This window comes from Ensifer canadensis (assembly GCF_017488845.2).
GTDB lineage: Bacteria > Pseudomonadota > Alphaproteobacteria > Rhizobiales > Rhizobiaceae > Ensifer > Ensifer canadensis.
On sequence record NZ_CP083372.1, the window covers coordinates 98,323 to 118,008 of the forward strand.

The following is a 19,686-nucleotide window of genomic DNA, read 5'->3' on the forward strand; positions in this document are numbered from 1 at the left end:
GAGAACGAATCCGCCCTGCCGTATTATGGCGTACCAGTATATAACCTGGATGCCCCGCTTAAGGCAACTGCCATGATCAGTTGCTCGCGATCACTATCGCGTCGATGTTTCCGATGCGTAGCAACGGGACTCGTGAAGTCCGAATTGCTGGGCCGTGGCCGCACCTATTTATGATGCTTGATATCACCTCATCGAGCCAGGCTCATGAAGTCAAAGTTCCCGCCGCGGGGCGTGCTCACCATCTCGAGGTGTCGCATTTGACCCTTCGATCACTCCATGATCGTGTCATCGCGTGAACCCTTCGAGCATACCAAAAATTTGAGAAAGCCGCCTACCGGCGTATCCCGCAATGCAGTGCGGGACCGCGACCGTCGTGCAGGTCTCAATGGGCGTGAAGGTGCTGCCTCGTGCCGCGCGTACATTGAACAATCCATCGGCGGTTGCTACTCAGTGAAGCTGCTCGTTCGTTCGGAACCACGTTGTGTCGTCGGCTCACGACGTTGTTCGAGAGAGGATAGTCGAGAGCCTTGATCCTTTGGCGGGCGGTCGTACACCCAGCTTTGCCGAACGAGACGCAAAGCGCGTCCGTTTCCAGGCAACACCACGCTGTCCGGTCTGATCATTTCCGTACCCGAGATCGCCGGTGGTCCATTCCCTCCCCTACCCTCGGAGCAAGGGCGCGTTTGTCGACGTCGAGTTGCGCGGCCGAACGGACCGTGGCCACACAGACTTGCTTCTAGCTTCTAAGGTAGCGTGTTCGTCCCTAAATAGCTGAAACATAGCCAAGTATCTCTTGATCGACTGACGCGAGCCAGTTGGCCTGACTCTTCGACGTTTACTCGTAGGCGCGCAAGCTGCCCTAGGTTCGACAGCGCGGAGATTAGCTCTTTCGCAAGCCGAGAGCGATTGACCCTGCCCGCAAGTTTATCCAATTTTCGCTCCAACCGTTTCGGGTTGCGCATTCGAAGCGGCGAGTTGCGGTGCGGAGCCCAGAAAGTGTGTGGGCCGTGGGGATACTAATGGGAGGCCCGCTGAAGCGATGAGTCTTCGATGCAGGCGATTGATCAATGGGACGCGTCAAAGTCATGCATCGGCATTATAGCAACGTGGTCTGGGTCGGTAATGGGTGCGTACAATGCTGAATCGTCAGATTTACCCTGCATAGATCCTACTACGGTCGGGGCGACCTCTGATACATTGCCACGGAACAGAGAAGCGTTTAACCACTGAACCGAGTGTAGCCTATAGTCCGTACCCGTCGCCACGCCGGGCTTTCTGACAGCGTAAAGAGCGGAATAATTGTCGACGTAATCCCTCGGAGACATAGTCTCGACATTTCTACCCGCAGAAATACGTGAGCCGTGGTCGCCATGAACGACTATCGTAGCGTCCTGAAATCTCTTATCGCTAAGAACCGCATTAAAGAACTTATCTAGTTGCTTGGCAAGACACAGCGTTTGAGCGAAGTAGAATCCATATTCTTTCACCCGCGCTTCATCTAGCTCTTGACCTGCCAACCCGCGGACTTCTGTAAGATATGACCTCTCAACCCAACGGTTCGTTGGTTTGCAATCTTTGTTGTAGACCGAGGGACTATGCGGAAATAGAAAATGAGCAAAAAAGGCGTTTCCACGACCTTTATCTAGAATCATGTTCTGGAACTGTCCGAGCCAGTAAGGGAAGGCTAGTTGGTCGTAAGACCGCGGGTGCCATTCTTGTAGTGCCGTGTCCTTCGTCTCCAGCAAGTTGGAGGCCACGAAGCCAACGGCTGCCATTGCAAGGCTTTGCCTGTTTCCCTCGATCAGCGCTTTAACATCCGCCAGCGAAGCGGAAGCGGGTGGAACGTCCCGGTATGGGCCGCCCTCGATCCGCTGCCGTTGAATAAATCTACTTCCGTCAAATGATGCGAAGGTGTGACAGTCGACTAGCGCTTCAGTTTTGCAGTAATCAAGATGAGCAGACTGGAAGACATTGACGGATAACCCTTGTCGACGCCACAGATTGAATAACGACAGTTCCTTGAACTTTGTTACCTCCCCCGGGTAGGCATAATGCGATCTATCGCCGGGAAAATTATAAGAATAGTCCATGTTCAAGGCGGCTGGTACTGAAACCTGAGTCAGAATGTGGCGACTGAAAGCCTTGGAATGGAGCCGGAACCCATGTTTCTGGAAAACCCGCGACAATGCGGCTTTGGCTTCTGCTCCATGGGGTAATCTTGTGTCAATCCCGGAAATGCCGATCATTTCATCAGTCACGATATAAATCAAGGCCGGCGCGGATTCTTCGGCGCTCGCCTCAGTAATCAAGCCGCGATCAAGAACTGTAGAGCCCAGTAGGGCTACGGCAAATGCGGCCATCATACGGGGCACAGCGGCCATGAGCTTGAATAGGACCAGAATAAGTACAACCAGTCCAGCGAACGCCAACGCGGCGGCGCCCCCCATTCCTATGTGGTCTGCTAGTCTCCAGAAAACACCGTATGAAAGATCGCCAAAAAGGAAAAGGGTAACGGCGAGTGTGCCTGCTGTTACGACGTTGCCAACAGCTCCCCTTTTATAGCAAAAGGTTGCAATCATGCCCAGGGCGAGTCCAATTATGGCCACAAAAGCGATGACGGCGTACCCTGCATCGCTTCTGGGGTCAATATACACTCCCTGAAACGCGTCAATGATCGGGCTAAGCAAGATTACCAGAGGTGATAGCAGTAAGACGATTCGCTTCATTTCTGCTTACTCCGACCTTTCGAACGTGTACAACGTTCGTTTGCTGCCGGGTATTAAGTGCTTGCTCACCACCCGGGCTTTCTGGCTGAGCGCGCTTGCAAAAGCTTCTTCGTTGTAGTCACTGAAGATGTCCTCTCGACCCGCCAACATGCGTCGCACAGTCTCGTCCTCCTTCGGAACGAATTCGATAATGCCCTTTGGTGCAACTTGGGTCACCCATGCGACAACCTCGGCAAGGGGAACGTTGTGAGCGATTGCCAAATGATGTTCGAAGGCTAGCGCCAGAACAGCATCTGCCGAAAACCTTGAGCTGAACCCTTGACGCTCCCGTTCGCCCCACCCTTGGCTCGGCGATGGATTACGTGCATCAAGGTAGAGTGGAAGAAAGTTCTTTGATGTCTGAACTGACCGGTCGAACGCGGCGTCGAGCGCGTGCGGGTCGAAATCAAAGCCGATCGCCTTCTGTGCACCATTCTCCAAAGCTACGTAGCTAAAGTCACCGGTATTACAGCCAAGGTCGATTATAGTTCGCGGCTTGTGTTGAGCGACAAACTCTGCGACGTACTGCCCTTTGTCGCTTCTCTGGGTAGCTGTGTACGTGTTGTTCGCAGCGTATCCTTGCCAAACCGATTGTTTTCCAACATCAACTTTCAGTCCGCTGATCCAGCTGTAAAGTTGGGCGAGCATGGCGCGGAAGGCATCCTTAGGAAGCCGTCTCGCACGAGAGTCTCCAAGATCTACCTTGGTCTGCGATGTCCTAGATGACTGCAGCTTTGCAGGCAAAATGATATGCATGAACAACTTGTGGGAAAACCAATGTCGGGTACTCAGCAGCTTTACGAAATCCGCACTCGGCACCCCTTCGAGGTTGCCGCGATACCAGCTGTGATGCGTGATGTCGAAAACGGATCGTAGTAACAGTGGAACGAGGAACTGCTCACAAAACTGCTTATGTCCATACCAAAGCTGTCCATCGCGGTACGGCTTTATAGACAGATGATCGATGAAAGTTGGTCGTGACCCTTCAAACTGAACGTTATAAGCGGTCGCATCCGACAGGCAAAAACCCTGATCAAGTAGATCAAGCTGCAGTTGAAGATGAAAAAGCGCCGCCGCCTTCAATCCAGCAAACGACCACTCGTATGGGTAGGTGATTTGCTCCAGGAGGGGATGCTGCAGAACTCGAGCAATATTCCCTTGAAAAAGCTGATGAAGGCTCGGCTCCGCGTCTGAGAAGTCGACGAGTCGCCCTTCATCCACGAGCTGTCGCATTACTCTCTCAGCACTGGCAAACTCGATTGCAGCAGCCGAATCCATTGTCCGCAGAATGCGATCCTGGAAGTGGAAGACTTGACCAGACGGATCTCTAAAGGAACCGGCGACGCGTCCGGGTCTCGGTGCGGCCGCCACCAACTTACTTTCCGCCATTCTTGCCATTGTTCTCCCGGCCTAAAAAAGATCTGACAGCCCATCTGATCTTATTCCAGTATCCGGAGACAGCTGCTCCGCCGATCGCCAACGCACCGATCAAGCCCTGAACGAGCATGCTGCCCGTGCCGGGGTCGAGATATGCATGAGCTGGCACAATAGAAAGGATGAGAAATCCCAGAACACTCATAATTATCGGCATCGATATCCCCTTCGCATGTTGGTTGTTATTCAAGTTTTAACGGTGGTCAATTTCCTGTGCCTTCAGTGGCTGGTCCTGCTTCTGTTGTGCCCCGAACGTACGCAGGGAAGCGTCGCGGCCTCATCACAGGATACTTTCGGCTGAGCGCATAGAGAGCTCGAACCATCTGGCAAGCGCGCGACCAAGGAGCCGAAGGTCAGCCCCTTGCCCGAGCTGGGCTTCCCATTACTTTTGCGCCCGCAGGGACGTCGCGCGTGACTACGCTTCCCGCGCCAACGACCGCATGATCGCCAATGGTCACGCCCGGGAGGATGATCGCGCCACCGCCAATCCATACGTGCTTGCCAATGAGGACAGGTCGCCCGAGCTGCAGCCCCGCCTGCCGCTGCTCGGGGTCATCCGGATGATCGGCGGTATAGATCTGCACAGCAGGCCCAATGGCGGTCCCATCGCCGATCGTCACCTTTGCCACGTCGAGGATGACGCAGTTGAAGTTCATATAGGCGTGGGCTCCGATACTGATGTTGAAGCCGTAATCGCAGTGAAAGGGCGGACGGATAATCGCTCCAGGCCCAACCTCGCCTAGCCGTTCGCGGAGGAACAAATGCCACTGCTCGGCGGAATCGCCCAAAGTACTATTGTAGCGCTTCAGCCAAGCCCCAGCGGCCAGCAGGTCGGCTTGGATTTCTGGATCCGCTGCGTTGTACATCTCGCCTGCGAGCATCTTCTCTTTTTGAGTGCGTGTCATCGTCTCCTCTCAGAACGTCTTTGATAGTTGATAGGGGGTTGCCCGATGTTGACTATTGCATCGCCTTGACTATGCCCGGAGTCTTTGGCGCACACGCCCGCACTAACTTGAATTCTTTCGCCTTGCCTTCTATCGAGCACACTTGATGATTAGTAAAATCGATTGTTTGGATCACCATCATCCGCGCGGTGGATGACACCAGCTTTTCTCCCGCCTTCGGCCGCCTCCATCAGCCCCATGATCTCGACAAGGAAGGAGTTGCGCGACCGCGTCACCCGAGCTGACCGAAATCGGCTCGCTCTCGCAGTTGACGACCGAGCGGTCCAGGTCGCTGGTGCCGATACCACGCAGCCGTCGACGGTATCCCTTCGCCAGCAGCGATCATCAGTCGCTCGCCGGGTTCGATCTCACCGACGGCGCGATATTCCGGCGAGCCGTCGGCATGCAGGACTGTCGCGCCACGCGACGATAGCCGTGCGAGGCCGCGGATCGTGCGCGGCCGCGCATCATATAGTCGAGCGTCCGGCCGATGAGCAGGAAGAACAGAAGGGTCACGGTCTCGTCGAACCAGGCATGCTCCCCATGGCCGATCGTCTCGACATGGCATAGGAGAGAGTGACGGTAAGTGCGATCGGCACGTCCATGTTCGTCCGCCCGTGGCGGAGCGCATTCCAGGCGGACTGATAGAAGAAGTGGCCGCGTAGATCAGCGTCGGCCCTGCGATCATGGCCGAGACCCAGTGGAAGAGATCGCGTGTGGCCGCGTCCGCACCCGACCAGACGGACACGGAAAGCAGCATGATGTTGGCAGCAGCAAAGCCCGACACCGCGACCGCACGGATCAACTGCTTCAGAACGGCATCCCCTTCCCCCTCACCGGGCGTGAAGATATGCGTCTCGTAGCCGCGCTCGCTGATCGCGCGCACCAGTTCTCCAGGGTCGCTGCGCTTTCCAGCGACCTCCTCTTTCCAGACGATCGAAACGCGGCGGGTGGAGAGATTGACGCGCGTCCGTTCGACTTCGGATCTTTCCCACAACGCCGTCTCGATGGTGGTGATGCAAGCACCGCAGTGAACGCCGGCACGCTGAGGTCCGTCTGGCGCAACCCGCCTCCAAGTGCCCGGCTCGTCAGCCGAAGTTCTTCGGAAGAAGGGAGCCACTGACCCGTCCGCGGCAGTGAACAACTTCACAGAGGGAAGTCGTTGCGCCGGCCACACCGCTCTCGTTCGGCCGCCTGGATCTCCTATCCGCTACTCGCCGCCGCCGAGCGAATGAACGAAGACCGCAAGCTCTTTCACCACCGGATCGCCGAGGCGCGGCAGCCATGCGGGCATGACGCCGTGCTTCGGCGTCTTCATCTGCGCGATCACCGCCTGCTCCCCCTCGCCGTACAGCCAGATCGCATCGGCGAGGTTGGGTGCTCCCATCTCGCGGTTTCCTTTCGCGTCTGCGCCATGGCAGGAAGCGCAATTGTCGGCGAACACCTGCTTACCCTGCTCGACGAGGTGCGGTTGCGACGGTGCCTGGGTGAGGCTCATCACGTAGGCGGCCGTCTGCTGCATCTGCTCTGGTGTCAGCATGTCGCCGAACGGCGGCATCTCGGAACCCCGAGTTTCCCCGTCGGTGGCGTGGCGAACCCCATGAGCTATGGTTTGGTAGATCTCTTGCGGCTTGCCGCCCCAGAGCCAGTCGTCGTCGTTGAGATTCGGGAAGCCCTGCCCGCCCGCAGCCCCCGAGCCGTGGCACTGGGCGCAATTCACCTTGAAGACGGAAGCCCCGGCGGAAACGGCAAATTGCTGCAGTTGCGGATTCGCGATGATCTCTTCGACCGAGTTCAATGCGATCTGCTCCAGATTGCCGGCCTGTGCAGCCTTGGCAGCGGCCAGTTCGACGCCTACTTCGGCGCGGCTGGAATAGCCGAGGACGCCCTTGGTCGCTTCCGTCAGCATTGGCCATGATGGATAAGCGACGGCATATCCTATCGCCCAGATGATCGTGGCATAGAAGCTGTAGACCCACCAGCGCGGCAGAGGATTGTTGAGCTCGCGGATGCCGTCCCATTCGTGCCCGGTGGTTTCTACGCCGCTGACCTCGTCGACGTGCTTGTGCTTGTCGGCCATGGATCAGTCCTCCTTCAGCGGGATGACAGACGCCTGAGCGGCAGCCTTCTTGGCGCCGGGGCGGAAGATGAAAAAGACGACGCCGAGGAAGGACAACGTCATGGCGAGCAATCCCCAGCTATCGGCGAAATGCCGCATGGCAGTGTACGTTTCCATGTTGCCTCCTTCTCAGCGGTAGCCGGCGGCGTCGTCGTAGGTGGAGAAGTCGACGAGCGTGCCCAGCATCTGGAGATAGGCGACGAGCGCGTCCATCTCCGTCAGCCTTTGCGGATCGCCGTCGAAGTCGCCGAGCTTGGCCTTGGGATAGCGTGCCTCCACGCCCGAACCGTCGGCATTCGGATCGGCCTGGGCCTTTAGGTCCGCTGCCGCGTTGTCGATCATCTCGTCGGTGTAGGGAACGCCGACCGCCCCGTTCGCCTCGAGGCTCATGGCAACAGTCTTCACCTCGAGCGGCGTCTCCTTGAGGAAGGCGTAGCTCGGCATCACAGATTCCGGCACGACCGAGCGGGGCTCGATCATGTGCTGAACGTGCCATTCATTGGAATAGCGGTCGCCGACGCGGGCGAGATCCGGTCCAGTTCGCTTGGAACCCCATTGAAAGGGATGGTCGTACATCGACTCCGCCGCCAGCGAATAGTGGCCGTAGCGCTCCACCTCGTCACGGAAAGGACGGATCATCTGGCTGTGACAGACGTAGCATCCCTCGCGGATGTAGATGTCGCGGCCGGCAAGCTCCAGCGGAGAGTATGGCCGCATGCCTTCGACCTTCTCGATGGTGTTTTCGAGATAGAAGAGCGGCGCGATTTCCACGATTCCGCCGATGGAGACGACCAGGAGCGAGCCTATTAGGAGCAGCGTGGCATTGCGCTCGAGTATCGCGTGTTTGTCGAGAATGGACATGGTCTAGTCCCTCCTATTCTGCCGGTGCCGGCAGCGGCGCGGCATCCATGGCCGCGGCCTCATCGCGCATGCGGCCGAGGATGGTCATTGTTACGTTGAAGGCCATTACGAGCGCGCCGGCGAGGAACAGGGCACCGCCCGCGGCACGCATGACGTAGTACGGGAACATCGCCGCCACCGACTCCGCGAAGGAGTAGACGAGGAAACCCTGATCATCGTATTCGCGCCACATCAGCCCCTGCTGGATGCCCGCTACCCACATTGTGGCGGCATAGACGACGATGCCGAGGGTGGCGAGCCAAAAGTGCCAATTGACCATTTGCAGGCTGTAAAGACGCTCCCGGTTCCAGAGCTTCGGGACCAGATAGTAAACGGCACCGAAGGTGATGAGGCCGTTCCATCCGAGCGCGCCGGAATGGACGTGACCGATGGTCCAGTCGGTATAGTGGCTTAGCGAATTGACGGACTTGATCGACATCATCGGCCCCTCGAAGGTCGCCATGCCGTAGAAGGCGACGGCCATGACCATCATGCGGACGACCGGATCCGTACGGATCTTGTCCCAGGCACCGGAGAGCGTCATCAAGCCGTTGATCATGCCGCCCCAGGAGGGCATCCAGAGCATGATGGAGAAGACCATGCCGAGCGTCTGAGCCCAGTCGGGCAGCGCCGTGTAGTGCAGGTGGTGGGGACCTGCCCAGATGTACATGAAGATCAGCGCCCAGAAGTGGATGATCGACAGCCGGTAGGAATAGACGGGGCGATTTACCTGTTTCGGGATGAAGTAGTACATCATTGCCAGAAAGCCGGCGGTCAGGAGGAAGCCGACCGCGTTATGGCCGTACCACCATTGCGTCAGCGCGTCCTGGACGCCGGCGAAGGCCGAATAGCTCTTGGAACCCAGGAACGATACCGGCACCGCCAGGTTGTTGACGATGTGCAGCATCGCGATGGTGACGATGAAGGCGAGATAGAACCAGTTCGCCACGTAGATGTGCGGTTCTTTGCGCTTCAAGATCGTGCCGAGGAAGACGGCCAGATAAGCAACCCATACGATTGTCAGCCAAAGATCGACGTACCATTCCGGCTCCGCTTATTCGCGGCTCTGGGTAATTCCAAGCAGGTAGCCGGTCGCTGCAAGCACGATGAAAAGCTGATAACCCCAGAAAACGAACCAGCCGAGATCACCGCCGAAGAGGCGCGCTCGACTCGTGCGCTGAACCACATAGAAGGACGTCGCGATCAATGCGTTGCCGCCAAACGCGAAGATCACGGCCGAGGTGTGGAGCGGCCGCATGCGGCCGAAGCTGAACCAGGGCTCCACATTGAGGTCGGGGAAGGCAAGTTGCAGGGCAACGACGACGCCTACGAGAAAACCGACCACACCCCAGAATACCGTGGCGATGACGCCGTACTTCACGACCTCGTCGAAATATTCCGTCTCTCCGGCCCGGCGACCCGCGGAAGCCGGACGGAAATCAACGCGGCGCATGAGCACCAATGTGCCGCCGAGCAGCACGAAGAACAGTATCCACATGTGCGCGCCGAACAGGCGGTCCTGGGCGAGACCGGCTCCGACCAGCGCCAGGAAGGCGCCGACGGCAAGTACGACCATCTCGACTGTCTGTTTCATGATTGGGTCCCCACCTCTTTTCTAATCGCTGACGGTGAACGCTTGCGCGCAAGCCGCCAACGTCGTTCGAGAATTGCCATAGCTTCGGCACCTTGATTCAGATTAGGACACTGAGAGCGTCGCCGCGCATGCCTCGGAGACCGGAGTGACCGCGACGTGGGAAACGCGGCTGCCAGGCCCCTGTTCGCGGAGCCGGTCACCCGGGCACATTGCGGTCTTGATGCAAGCTCGGCGCGCAGCACGCCGGATACAGCAGCGCTTCCTGCCCGGGTCCCGCTTCGAACCCGAACATTTCGCCGGGGAGATGAAAGGATACGACTTGTCGGCGTCCATCTGAAAGGAGGCGGTAGACACGCACGGCTCCGGTCGAAACCTGATAGCACTTGTCGCTCAGATCACCCTGGGCATAGATCTCGCGACCCGCCTTGTAGGTGGCGACAAGATGGGGGCCAGAAATTGGGGCCGGTCCAAGGTGTTCGGCCTCGAAGGACTTTGGTTTGACTTGTGCAGCGGCGTACATGCATTATCCCCTGTTCGATGTGGGGACAGATTGCCAATTCGGGTGACTTGGAGAAATTCGGTTAGATCACTAAGGGATACTACTTAGCCGCTTCGATCAGGCTGTTGATCACGCCGAGCAGGTCGGCACCGGTGAAGGGCTTTGTCAGGGTCGTGTAGTCCGCAGGTGGCTGAGGGGCCGACAGGCCATCGACCAGCAATATCGCCCGCGATCCAAGATTCTTAAACAATTGCGTGGCGGCCACGGTCTCTGACTTCAACATCTCATCGTCGAGAATCGTGCAGAGCGCTTCCCCGCTAGAGGCTTCAGCCTTCTGCACGGTCTCGTAGGATTCGGTGGAATATCCTTCGACTTCGAGCGCGAATGCGACGGACCGCCGGAGGCCTTGGTCCGCTGCAACGACGATAATGGTTTTCGCATCCAACAATTTGAGTCCCGCGCAATCCGGCGGGCGCCTGCCCGCAATGAGCTGCCATTAAGCCGTTTGTGGCAAGGCGCCGCATTGCGCGAGATCAACTCGGCAGATCCCACCGGCGAGAGCCATGCGAACGAGATGGGGGAGGCTCTTCGCCTTCATCTTGCAAATTTGGCTACCCTCGGTCAGGCCGAGTCTGTGATTGTAGCCCGCCGCATGTCCTTAAAGATCAAACAGAGAAAACCAATCGTGGACGCTCAGTCCCAATTGTTCGAGTTGGGACGCCAGCGTCTTTGCCGGGTCACCGCTTCCGGCGCTGTAACTCGGAAGAGCCAGATTTTGGTCGCCCAATGGGAAAAGCGCGCCGTGGCGCTCCAACACCGCGACGGCGCCGATCTCTCCGCCCGCTGCAGAGGAATTGGCTCCCGGAGTGAAGTAGCCGCCGCGAGCATAGCCCAGACCATTCAAGCCGCTGCTTTCGAAGGCCGTCACGCGACCGACCATCATGACATGGTCGCCCGCCTCGATGACATCATGCATCGAACATTCAAACCACGCGGCCACCTGCTCGAATATCGGACAGCCGTTCGGGCCCCTCGCCCAGTCGACAGCAGCGAAGCGATCTTCGGCGGGGCGGGCAAATTTAATGGACACATCCTTCTGGGCCTCTGACAGAATGTTGATCGCGAAGTGCTCGGCTGCGGTCATTGCTGGGTAGTCGCGCGCAGTCTTGGCAACGCAAACGAGCAGCAGCGGCGGATCCAAGGATACAGACGTAAAGGAGTTGGCAGTGAAACCAACCGGCCTGCCCGCCGGATCGCTGGCTGTTATGACCGTCACTGCGGTTGGAAACGCTCCAAACGCCTCGCGCAAAGCTCTCGGGTCGAAAACGTCCGCCTTCATGTCATTCCCCCTTTGCGCGCCAGAAATCTCGCGATCGTTGCCTAACGGTTTCCGCCGTTAAATTGCCATGTGCCCGGCCCGCCGCGGATCGCCAACGATAGGGCCGTTCTGTCGACCTGAGACCTCCCGCACTTCCCTGCGTATTTGAGCCGCCACTGGCAGCCCTCTTCAAGATGATGTCTTATGGTATGCCATATGATGCAGCTGTCAAGCGACTCTTTAATGCGGGACCTGATCCCCGACCAAGCGCCTTATATCGACGCACTTATTTCTCTGACGATCTCCCAGTGACAGAATTAGAGAATGAGGCTGACTTTTGCTCCCTCCCACGGAAAGCTGGCGTTCGCTGAAGCGGCTGCGAACCAGACGTGTTCCACGCGCATAATTCGGGACCTAAGCCACGCGACGACGTCCCAGCTCGCCGACGGCCGCTCTGTCCCGTCGTGAAGCAAGGACGTTTGAACCCTAGGAAAGGGCGATCGGCCAGGTCGGGCCCCAGGAGCATTCCAAAGTGCGATGCCTTTGCTCAAATGATACTAGGCTGTAGTGACAATTTAACGGTCTGGGGATTGAACGAAGCCGCTGGCGCGGCACTTGGAGTGCGGGATTTGCATGATGCGCTTCTGATTTGAAGGATTGGGCTGTTTTAGCCAACCTTTGAACAGGAGATGACGATGACAGAGATAAGCCCGCTGCGCCGGCGCATGATCGATGACATGACGATCCGCAATCTTTCGCCAGCGACGCAACGATCGTATTTGCATGCGGTGACGAAGTTCTCGCGCTATTTCGGGTGTTCGCCAGACCGTCTTGGACTGGAAGACGTGCGCGCGTTTCAGGTGCATCTGGTCTCCTCGGGCCTATCGTGGCCGGCCTTGAACCAGACAGTTTGTGCCCTACGGTTCTTCTTTGGCGTCACGCTCGGTCATGCCGAGATACCGGAACGCATTGCCTATGCCCGGACACCCGCCAAGCTGCCGACGATCCTAAACGGCGACGAGATCGTGCGGTTTCTGGAAGCAGTTCCGAGCCTGAGAACCCGCACCGCACTGACGACAGCTTATGCGGCGGGGCTGCGCGCCTCGGAAGCTGTCCATCTCAAGGTCCGCGACATTGATGGCGAACGCGGCATCATCCGTGTCGAGCATGGCAAGGGCGGAAAGGATCGCAACGTCATGCTGTCCGGGCAGTTGCTCGCGATCCTGCGGGTCTATTGGCGGCTGGCGAGACCCGAGGTCTGGCTGTTCCCGGGCCGGGACGAGACCAAGCCCATCGACGTCCAGGTTCTGTATTCTGCCTGCCGTTCGGCGTGCACTGCTGCCGGCATCGACAAAAGGGTGACGGTACATACGCTGCGTCACAGCTTTGCCACCCATCTTCTGGAAAGCGGAACCGACATCCGCATCATCCAGGTTTTGCTCGGCCACAACAATCTGTCCACCACGGCACGCTACACGAAGGTTTCCAATACCCTGATCCGCAGCACGACCAGCCCGCTCGACCGGCTGACGTTAGAGGTGGTGCCGCCAGGCTGAGCATAGCTTCGCCATGGCGGCGGGACTGGAGGTGGCGGACATTTTTCGCCGCCACGGGGAAAGATATCGTCAAACACACGACGCTCATCTCGGGCGTGTCGAACGCCGGGTCATGAGTGCGGTCGAGATGTGCCGGACCGCTCGCCTGGGCGGGCATGTCCAGCAATGTCAGGACTGCGCGGCGTTCCGCATCGCCTATAATTCCTGCCGCAACCGGCATTGCCCGAAGTGCCAGGGACAGGCGAGCCGTGACTGGCTTGCCGCGCGGCAGGCCGACCTTCTGCCGGTCGGCTATTTCCACGTCGTCTTCACCCTACCGCAGCAGATCGCCGCAATCGCCTTCCAGAACAAGAATGCCGTTTACACGATCCTGTTTCGCGCCGTCGCCGAGACGCTGCGCAAGCTTGCTGCCGATCCCAGACATCTGGGTGCGGAGATCGGCTTCATCGCGGTGCTGCACTCCTGGGGACAGAACCTCCATTATCACCCGCATATCCATTGCATCGTGCCGGGCGGTGGGTTGTCATTCGACCAGTCCCGTTGGGTCGCCTGCCGGCAAAGCTTCTTTCTGCCCGTACGGGTCCTGTCGCGTCTGTTCCGGCGGCTGTTTCTCAACGAGCTGAAGCAGGCCTACGATCTGGGCCAACTTCAATTCTTCGGCGATATCGCCGGTCTGGCCGATCCGCTCGCCTTCAATCGAACCATCAAAGCAGCGCGTCGCATCGACTGGGTCGTCTATGCCAAGCCGCCATTTGCCGGACCCAAACAGGTGCTGGCCTATCTCGGCCGCTATACCCATCGCATTGCCATCTCCAATTCACGGCTCGTCAGCATTGATGGCGATCGCGTCACATTCCGATGGAAGGATTATCGAACGGGCGGCAGGCAAAAGGTGATGACGCTCGATGCCCACGAGTTCATCCGCCGCTTCCTGCTTCACACCGTTCCGGACGGCTTTCACCGCATTCGTCATTACGGCCTGCTTGCCAATGGCCATCGGCAACTGAAGCTGGACCTGTGCCGAAGCCTGCTCGACGTCCCGCCGCCGGTCGAAGAACCGGACGCAAAGCCACCACCTTTGCGACACCGCTGCTCCTGTTGCGGCGGAACCATGACGATCATTGCCGCGTGGGCCCCGATCCAGCCGGTACGCCGGCCAGCATGGAACGACAGTTCATGATCATATCATGCGCGGCATCATTGCAACGATCAGCGTCGGCATGCCGAGGGGCCGCGAGGCGAATGCTTTGGCCAATCGTGCCTGAGCGGCAACGCCACCAAGAGTTCGGCCGACGCAAACCAGCCGATAGGAACGTCAAAGACACCGCAAATACCCTCAAAACCCTTCCAGACCTGTCCACGTGCTCCGCCAAGGCTCACCCCTGCCAGACACCATCTACCACTTCGGCTAAATCCCCATAGTGCCAAACAACCCGCGCCTTCGCTCAATCCGGCTTCAATGAGGTCCGATCAGTGAATGCCGCACGCACGGCGCGCGGACCTCACAGAACCCTCCAGATTCCCATCAGGCGCCAAATCAGATTCAAAGCTGGCTTTTGGAGGTCAGCTTTGGAAGGTGAAGTTCTTCGTGACGATCAGTGGGAGCACATCAGACCGTTCGTGCCGGGCGGGCGCAAGGGTAAGCGCGGCCCGCGCAGCGATGGCCGGCGCTTCGTCGACGCGCTGTTATGGATGGCGCGCTCGGGTGCGCGCTGGCGCGACCTGCCGGAACGGTTCGGTCCCCACCAGACGGCAAAGCGGCGTTATTACCGCTGGATTGAGGCGGGCGTGTTCGACCGACTGTTCGAAGCGGTCGCCGGCGATCCAGACCTGGAATGGATGATGCTTGATGCGACCGTCATTCGCGCGCAAGCGCAAGCGGCCGGGGCACGGCGCAAAAGATCCCATGATGAGTGGTGGACAGCGGCCTGTGGGAGATCAGAGTCGGTTTGCTACCAACCACTCTGGAGGGACTTGCCATGACAGCAGAACCAGCCTCGCCACTTGCCGCTATCCGAGTTGATCTTGGCGCGATTTTCATCTCGTTGGAACTGTCGAAGTCGACGTGGCTGGTGACGTCGCTATCGCCTGGCAGCGAGAAGATGTCGCGTCATTCGGTACCCGGCGGCGACCTGCCTGCATTGCTGGCATGCTTGAACCTCTTGCGCGAGAAGGCGCAGGTGCGGGAGGGCAGGCTCTACCCCGTGGTTGTCATCCAGGAGGCGGGGCTCGATGGTTTCTGGATACACCGCGCGCTCGAAGCGGAAGGCTGGATCACGAGCCATGTCGTCGATGCCGCATCGGTCGCGGTGTCGCGCCGGCAGCGCCGGGCGAAGACCGACCGCATCGATGGGGAGACTCTGGTTCGCACGCTGATGGCGTGGATGCGCGGTGAACCGCGGGTCTGCTCGATGGTGCGTGTGCCGACGCTTGAAGAGGAGGACCAGCGTCGGATCGGCCGGGAGCGCAAAGCTCTGATCGAGGAGCGCAAAAGGCACGTCAACCGGATCAAAGGCCTGCTCTTCAGCATTGGCGTCCGAGGTTATGAGCCGACGCGTCGCGACCGGCGTGAACGCTTGGAGGAATTGCGGACGGGAGATGGCCGGCTGCTGCCTGCCCATCTGACGGCGCAGCTCAGTCGTGAACTCGATCGGCTCGAATTGGTGAACGAGCAGATCAAAGCCGTCGAAGCCGAGCGCGATGCGCAGTGTGCCGCGGCGGATAGTACCGCGCCACAGGCGATGCTCAAAGGCATCAAGGGCATTGGCGCGGAGATTGCAAACATCCTGACTTGCGAAGGGCTGTTCCGCCAGTTCGACAACCGACGCCAGATCGCAGCCTATGCCGGGCTCGCACCTTCGCCGTGGCGAAGCGGCTCAATCGATCGCGAGCAAGGCGTCTCGAAGGCAGGCAATCCGAGGCTGCGCACGATGATGATCCAGCTGGCCTGGCTCTGGCTGCGCCATCAGCCGGACTCGGCCCTGACGCGCTGGTTCCATGAACGCGTCAGCCACAGCGGCGGGCGCGGCAAGAAGATTGCGATCGTGGCCTTGGCGCGCAAACTGCTCGTCGCCTTGTGGAAGTATGCCACGAGCGGCGTCGAGATTGAGGGAGCCGTTATGACCAAGGCCTGAGCACATCCCTTGACCGTAACTCAACCCAATCCTCGGGCCTGAGCAGGCCTGACGGATCCAGGCGAACGGACCGAAGCCCCCCATGGCTTCTATCGCCGGTTAAAAGAATGGTTCCGTTCTCCTGAGCCCAACCCCCGAATGCGGGATTATGGTGCAGCCGTCCTGAGCGGCGACCGGATATGAGGTGGTACAGGTAAGGCTCGCCATGCCGGTACTGAGAAATGGGCGCAACTGGATACCGTCGATCGCGCAGAAAGGACTACAAAATGGTCGCATCCCCTTGACCTACAACTCATCATATGAGGGGGGACCTGAAGCCCAGGCTCTCGGTCGCTCCCGCGGGGGCTTCGGCACCAAGCTCCACGCCGTCGTAGACGCGCTCGGCCTGCCGGTCCGTTTCGAGGTCGGGCCCGGTCAGCAGAACGACATGGCGCCAGCTTGTGATCTGGTCGAGGGCCTGCCGGCCGCCCAAGTGATCGCCGATCGCGCCTACGACGCCGATCGCTTGCACGACATCATCCTCGATCAAGGCGGTGAACCCGTCATCCCGCCGCGTCGCCATCGCAAATACCAGCACGGCTACGACAAGGTCGCTTACAAAAACCGCTGGGGCATCGAGGGCTTCTTCGCCAAGCTCAAGCAATGGCGGCGCATCGCCACCCGCTACGACAAACTCGCCGCCCACTTCCTCGGCTTTGTCAAACTCGCAAGCATCATGCTCTGGCTTAAATCATTAAATTGTCACTACAGCCTAGGCTGTTTGAATCAGTAGCCTGTTCGGCAGCCGCCTTTTTGGCGACGTGTGACCTCTGCTTGTAGGGCACTTTGCCTCAACCGCGGCTATTGCTCGTGATGCTCTCGCAATCACGTGCAGCTCTCTCCTTGAGCATCAAATTAAGCTCAGTGAAACATAGAGTGAGCGCAAGCGTCGAAAACCGGGCTTCTCGAATGCGTGATTTCTGTTTCTGCGTCAGCTCATTCTGGCGGCGACGGAAGAAGTCCTACGCTAGTCATCTGAATCCGAAATTCGTGTCATAAGTCCTGGACTTTCTGGCAGAAACGTTTGACGGAGGCCAGGATGTCGTGTGCGGATTTCGTCCACCTGTAAGGCTTCGGGTTCTGATTATGGCGTTCGATGAAGCTTCGGATGTCGGCTTCGAGCTGCATTGTCGAAGTGTGGACGCCGCGACGGAGCTGCTTGCGGGTCAGTTCCGCAAACCAGCGTTCGACCTGATTGATCCATGACGCCGAGGTCGGGGTGAAGTGCACGTGGTAGCGCGGCCGTCGCATCAGCCAGTTTTTGACCGATGCAGTTTTGTGGGTCGCATAGTTGTCCATCACGATATGAACGTCCAAATCGGACGGTACGCTCGCATCGATCTGCTTGAGGAAATCCAGGAATTCGGTGGCACGGTGCCGCTTGTAGCATTTGCCGATGACAAAGCCGGAGGCGACATCCAGAGCGGCAAACAACGTGGTTGTGCCGTGTCGGACATAGGAATGCGTGCGCCGTTCCGGCACGCCAGGCATCATCGGCAACACTGGCTGCTCGCGGTCGAGAGCCTGGATTTGGCTCTTCTCGTCCACGCTGAGAACCAGCGCCCGATTGGGAGGTGACAGATAAAGACCGACGATGTCGCGGACCTTATCGACGAACAAAGGATCGCTGGAAAGCTTGAACGTCTCTGTGCGATGCGGCTGCAGGCCGAAAGCGTTCCATATCCGGCGGATGGTCGTGTGCGAAAAGCCTGTGGCCCCTGCCATCGAGCGGATCGACCAATGGGTCGCATCGCTTGGCGTTGAACGCAGCGTGCGCTCGATCACAGCCGCGATCTGATCGTCGTCGATGGTTCGGGGCCGACCAGGGCGAACTTCGTCGAGCAGCCCATCGAGTCGGTCTTTGAGGAAGCGCCGTCGCCATTTGCCAACCGTATGTTCATGCACGCCGAGCTCGTCCGCAACGACCTTGCTCGGAACTCCCTCGCCACAGCGAAGAATGATCCGGCACCGCTCCGACAGGGAGCGTGCAACACGATGCTTGCGCACCTGTCGCTCCAGATATTCCCGCTCCGCCTCGCTCAAAACCAATGGGGGCGTTGGTCGGCCAGTCGCATTTGCCATGCCTCAACCTCCAATGAAGAGGCCAAGCATACAATGTAGTGAATTTTAGTTCCAGGTGACTAGCATGAATCTCGGATGTTACCATTTTAATGCCTGAAGAACCCGCCCACGTCGGTGGCGCCCCTTGTCGGGCGGCCTCCTCCGCAGGGGCATCTAGCCGGCTTGGGGCGCTTCTGGCCGCGACCTTGAAGATGACAAGGCCTGACCATCACGCCTATCGGCGGATGCATTTTGATCCCATGAAGTACAGTCTCGATGAGAAGCCAGTTAATGTCGTTCGAGGGCGCCTAAAACATTTCTCCCTGAAATTCGCTGCACGAGGCTTCCTGCAAGAGTAACTCCCGGATCCAGACATTTCCGGGATCCTTGTCGTGGAGGGCGGGCCACTGGACAGCCTCAGTGAACCAGAGGGGCGGCAGCGGATGCTTGACGATCCGCAGGGGTATCGTTTGTTCGAAATACTTGACCAGGCGCAATGGGAGAATGGCTATACGATTGGTGCCCGGCAGCAAAGGCGGAATCAAGGTAAAACCTGGCACGACAAGTTCGACACGTCTCTTGAAGCCGTGCTCCAGCAATAGCCATTGTTCGAAGGAGGGCTTCAACGCACGCCCGAACTGGGCTGACACATGCCCCATCGATATATATCTTTCGAAAGAGAGATCCCCAAGCAACTGCTCATTCGTCGGGCAGCCGACGCACACGAGCGGCTCGGCAAACAGCTTCGCTTTGGGATGCGCGCTCGACATGAACAAGTCCGGAAGAATCAGAAAATCAACATCCCCGCGCCGGAGAAGCTCATAGGGATCGTCGTCTAGCGTCAGCAACTCGAAGCTGACGCCAGGAGCCTCCCGAGCCAAGCGCTCCACAACCCGCTCAAAGAATACAAGTGTCATGAAGTCCGAAAGGATGATCCTGAAACGGCGATCCGACTGGGCTGGACTGATCGGATCCCAAGCAATGATGGAGAGCTGAATGTGCAGCAGGGCCTCACGCACCGCTGGGGCGAGCGCTTCGGCACGCGGTGTCGGGATAAGTTCACGGCCCTGCATCGAAAACAGCTCGTCGCCAAAATAGGTGCGCAGGCGCGCGATAGCGGCGCTCATGGCCGGTTGACTGAGCTTGAGCCTGCGTGCGGCGGCCGTGAGCTTGCGCTCGGTCATCAGTGCGTCGAGCGCGACGAGGAGGTTTAGATCTAGGCCCCTAAAACGCATGTGCGGTATCCATAGCGGAGATGATTGTTCCCAAACAATCGATTTTCACACTACCATTAGAGAACCCTGAAGTTAACGAAATCAAGCT

General features: G+C 58.7%; 14 protein-coding genes and 5 pseudogenes. 5 read left to right on the forward strand and 14 right to left on the reverse strand.

Annotated elements, in window-relative coordinates; all coding sequences use genetic code 11:
* Positions 1–1,064 precede the first annotated feature (1,064 nt).
* From noeB to J3R84_RS29080, 12 genes and pseudogenes are all read right to left on the reverse strand, one after another.
* Positions 1,065–2,726 carry a nodulation protein NoeB gene (noeB, locus tag J3R84_RS29025; RefSeq protein WP_203529963.1) on the reverse strand — a complete coding sequence of 554 codons (1,662 nt, stop codon included), beginning with the start codon at positions 2,724–2,726 and terminating at the stop codon, positions 1,065–1,067.
* 6 nt (positions 2,727–2,732) lie between these two features.
* On the reverse strand, positions 2,733–4,163 hold the full coding sequence (gene noeA / locus J3R84_RS29030; protein ID WP_024312489.1) for a nodulation protein NoeA: 1,431 nt from the start codon (positions 4,161–4,163) through the stop codon (positions 2,733–2,735).
* On the reverse strand, positions 4,141–4,356 hold the full coding sequence (locus J3R84_RS29035) for a hypothetical protein (RefSeq protein WP_011970946.1): 216 nt from the start codon (positions 4,354–4,356) through the stop codon (positions 4,141–4,143). Before J3R84_RS29035 ends, noeA begins: the two co-directional genes overlap by 23 nt.
* 196 nt (positions 4,357–4,552) lie before the next feature.
* Complete coding sequence (gene nodL, locus J3R84_RS29040) at positions 4,553–5,104, reverse strand: nodulation O-acetyltransferase NodL (protein WP_203529964.1); 552 nt, start codon at positions 5,102–5,104, stop codon at positions 4,553–4,555.
* Between the two features lie 206 nt (positions 5,105–5,310).
* Positions 5,311–6,280, reverse strand: a pseudogene (locus J3R84_RS29045) (heavy-metal-associated domain-containing protein); the annotation flags it as partial.
* A gap of 73 nt (positions 6,281–6,353) precedes the next feature.
* Positions 6,354–7,223: a cytochrome-c oxidase, cbb3-type subunit III gene (ccoP, locus tag J3R84_RS29050; protein WP_011970732.1), complete on the reverse strand. Its 870-nt coding sequence runs from the start codon at positions 7,221–7,223 to the stop codon at positions 6,354–6,356.
* A 3-nt stretch (positions 7,224–7,226) separates the two neighbouring features.
* A complete protein-coding gene (locus J3R84_RS29055; RefSeq protein ID WP_011970733.1) occupies positions 7,227–7,379 on the reverse strand; it encodes a CcoQ/FixQ family Cbb3-type cytochrome c oxidase assembly chaperone in 153 nt (50 codons plus the stop codon).
* 12 nt (positions 7,380–7,391) lie between these two features.
* Positions 7,392–8,123, reverse strand: coding sequence for a cytochrome-c oxidase, cbb3-type subunit II (gene ccoO, locus J3R84_RS29060; protein ID WP_203529965.1), 732 nt, complete (start codon positions 8,121–8,123; stop codon positions 7,392–7,394).
* 13 nt (positions 8,124–8,136) lie between these two features.
* Positions 8,137–9,756: pseudogene (gene ccoN / locus J3R84_RS29065) on the reverse strand (cytochrome-c oxidase, cbb3-type subunit I).
* A gap of 271 nt (positions 9,757–10,027) precedes the next feature.
* Positions 10,028–10,276, reverse strand: a pseudogene (locus J3R84_RS29070) (cyclic nucleotide-binding domain-containing protein); the annotation flags it as partial.
* Between the two features lie 79 nt (positions 10,277–10,355).
* On the reverse strand, positions 10,356–10,703 hold the full coding sequence (locus J3R84_RS29075) for a response regulator transcription factor (protein ID WP_011970736.1): 348 nt from the start codon (positions 10,701–10,703) through the stop codon (positions 10,356–10,358).
* Between the two features lie 210 nt (positions 10,704–10,913).
* Positions 10,914–11,594: a flavin reductase family protein gene (locus tag J3R84_RS29080; protein WP_028054713.1), complete on the reverse strand. Its 681-nt coding sequence runs from the start codon at positions 11,592–11,594 to the stop codon at positions 10,914–10,916.
* A 674-nt stretch (positions 11,595–12,268) separates the two neighbouring features.
* Here J3R84_RS29080 and J3R84_RS29085 point away from each other — a divergent pair.
* The 5 genes and pseudogenes from J3R84_RS29085 to J3R84_RS29105 all read left to right on the forward strand — a co-directional run.
* Positions 12,269–13,129 (forward strand): tyrosine-type recombinase/integrase, encoded by an 861-nt coding sequence (locus J3R84_RS29085; RefSeq protein ID WP_203529966.1) that lies wholly within the window; start codon positions 12,269–12,271, stop codon positions 13,127–13,129.
* A 13-nt stretch (positions 13,130–13,142) separates the two neighbouring features.
* Positions 13,143–14,309, forward strand: coding sequence for an IS91 family transposase (locus tag J3R84_RS29090; protein ID WP_018481639.1), 1,167 nt, complete (start codon positions 13,143–13,145; stop codon positions 14,307–14,309).
* A gap of 389 nt (positions 14,310–14,698) precedes the next feature.
* Positions 14,699–15,070 (forward strand): annotated as a pseudogene (locus J3R84_RS29095) (IS5 family transposase); the annotation flags it as partial.
* A 38-nt stretch (positions 15,071–15,108) separates the two neighbouring features.
* Positions 15,109–16,263, forward strand: coding sequence for an IS110 family RNA-guided transposase (locus J3R84_RS29100; protein ID WP_203530189.1), 1,155 nt, complete (start codon positions 15,109–15,111; stop codon positions 16,261–16,263).
* 301 nt (positions 16,264–16,564) lie between these two features.
* Positions 16,565–17,035, forward strand: a pseudogene (locus J3R84_RS29105) (IS5 family transposase); the annotation flags it as partial.
* Positions 17,036–17,295: 260 nt separating this feature from the next.
* Here the strand turns inward: J3R84_RS29105 and J3R84_RS29110 are convergent.
* Both J3R84_RS29110 and nodD2 read right to left on the reverse strand, forming a co-directional pair.
* Positions 17,296–18,384, reverse strand: a complete 1,089-nt coding sequence (locus J3R84_RS29110) for an IS630 family transposase (protein ID WP_011970739.1) — start codon at positions 18,382–18,384, stop codon at positions 17,296–17,298.
* Between the two features lie 287 nt (positions 18,385–18,671).
* Positions 18,672–19,598: a transcriptional regulator NodD2 gene (gene nodD2 / locus J3R84_RS29115; protein ID WP_011970740.1), complete on the reverse strand. Its 927-nt coding sequence runs from the start codon at positions 19,596–19,598 to the stop codon at positions 18,672–18,674.
* Between the last annotated feature and the right edge of the window lie 88 nt (positions 19,599–19,686).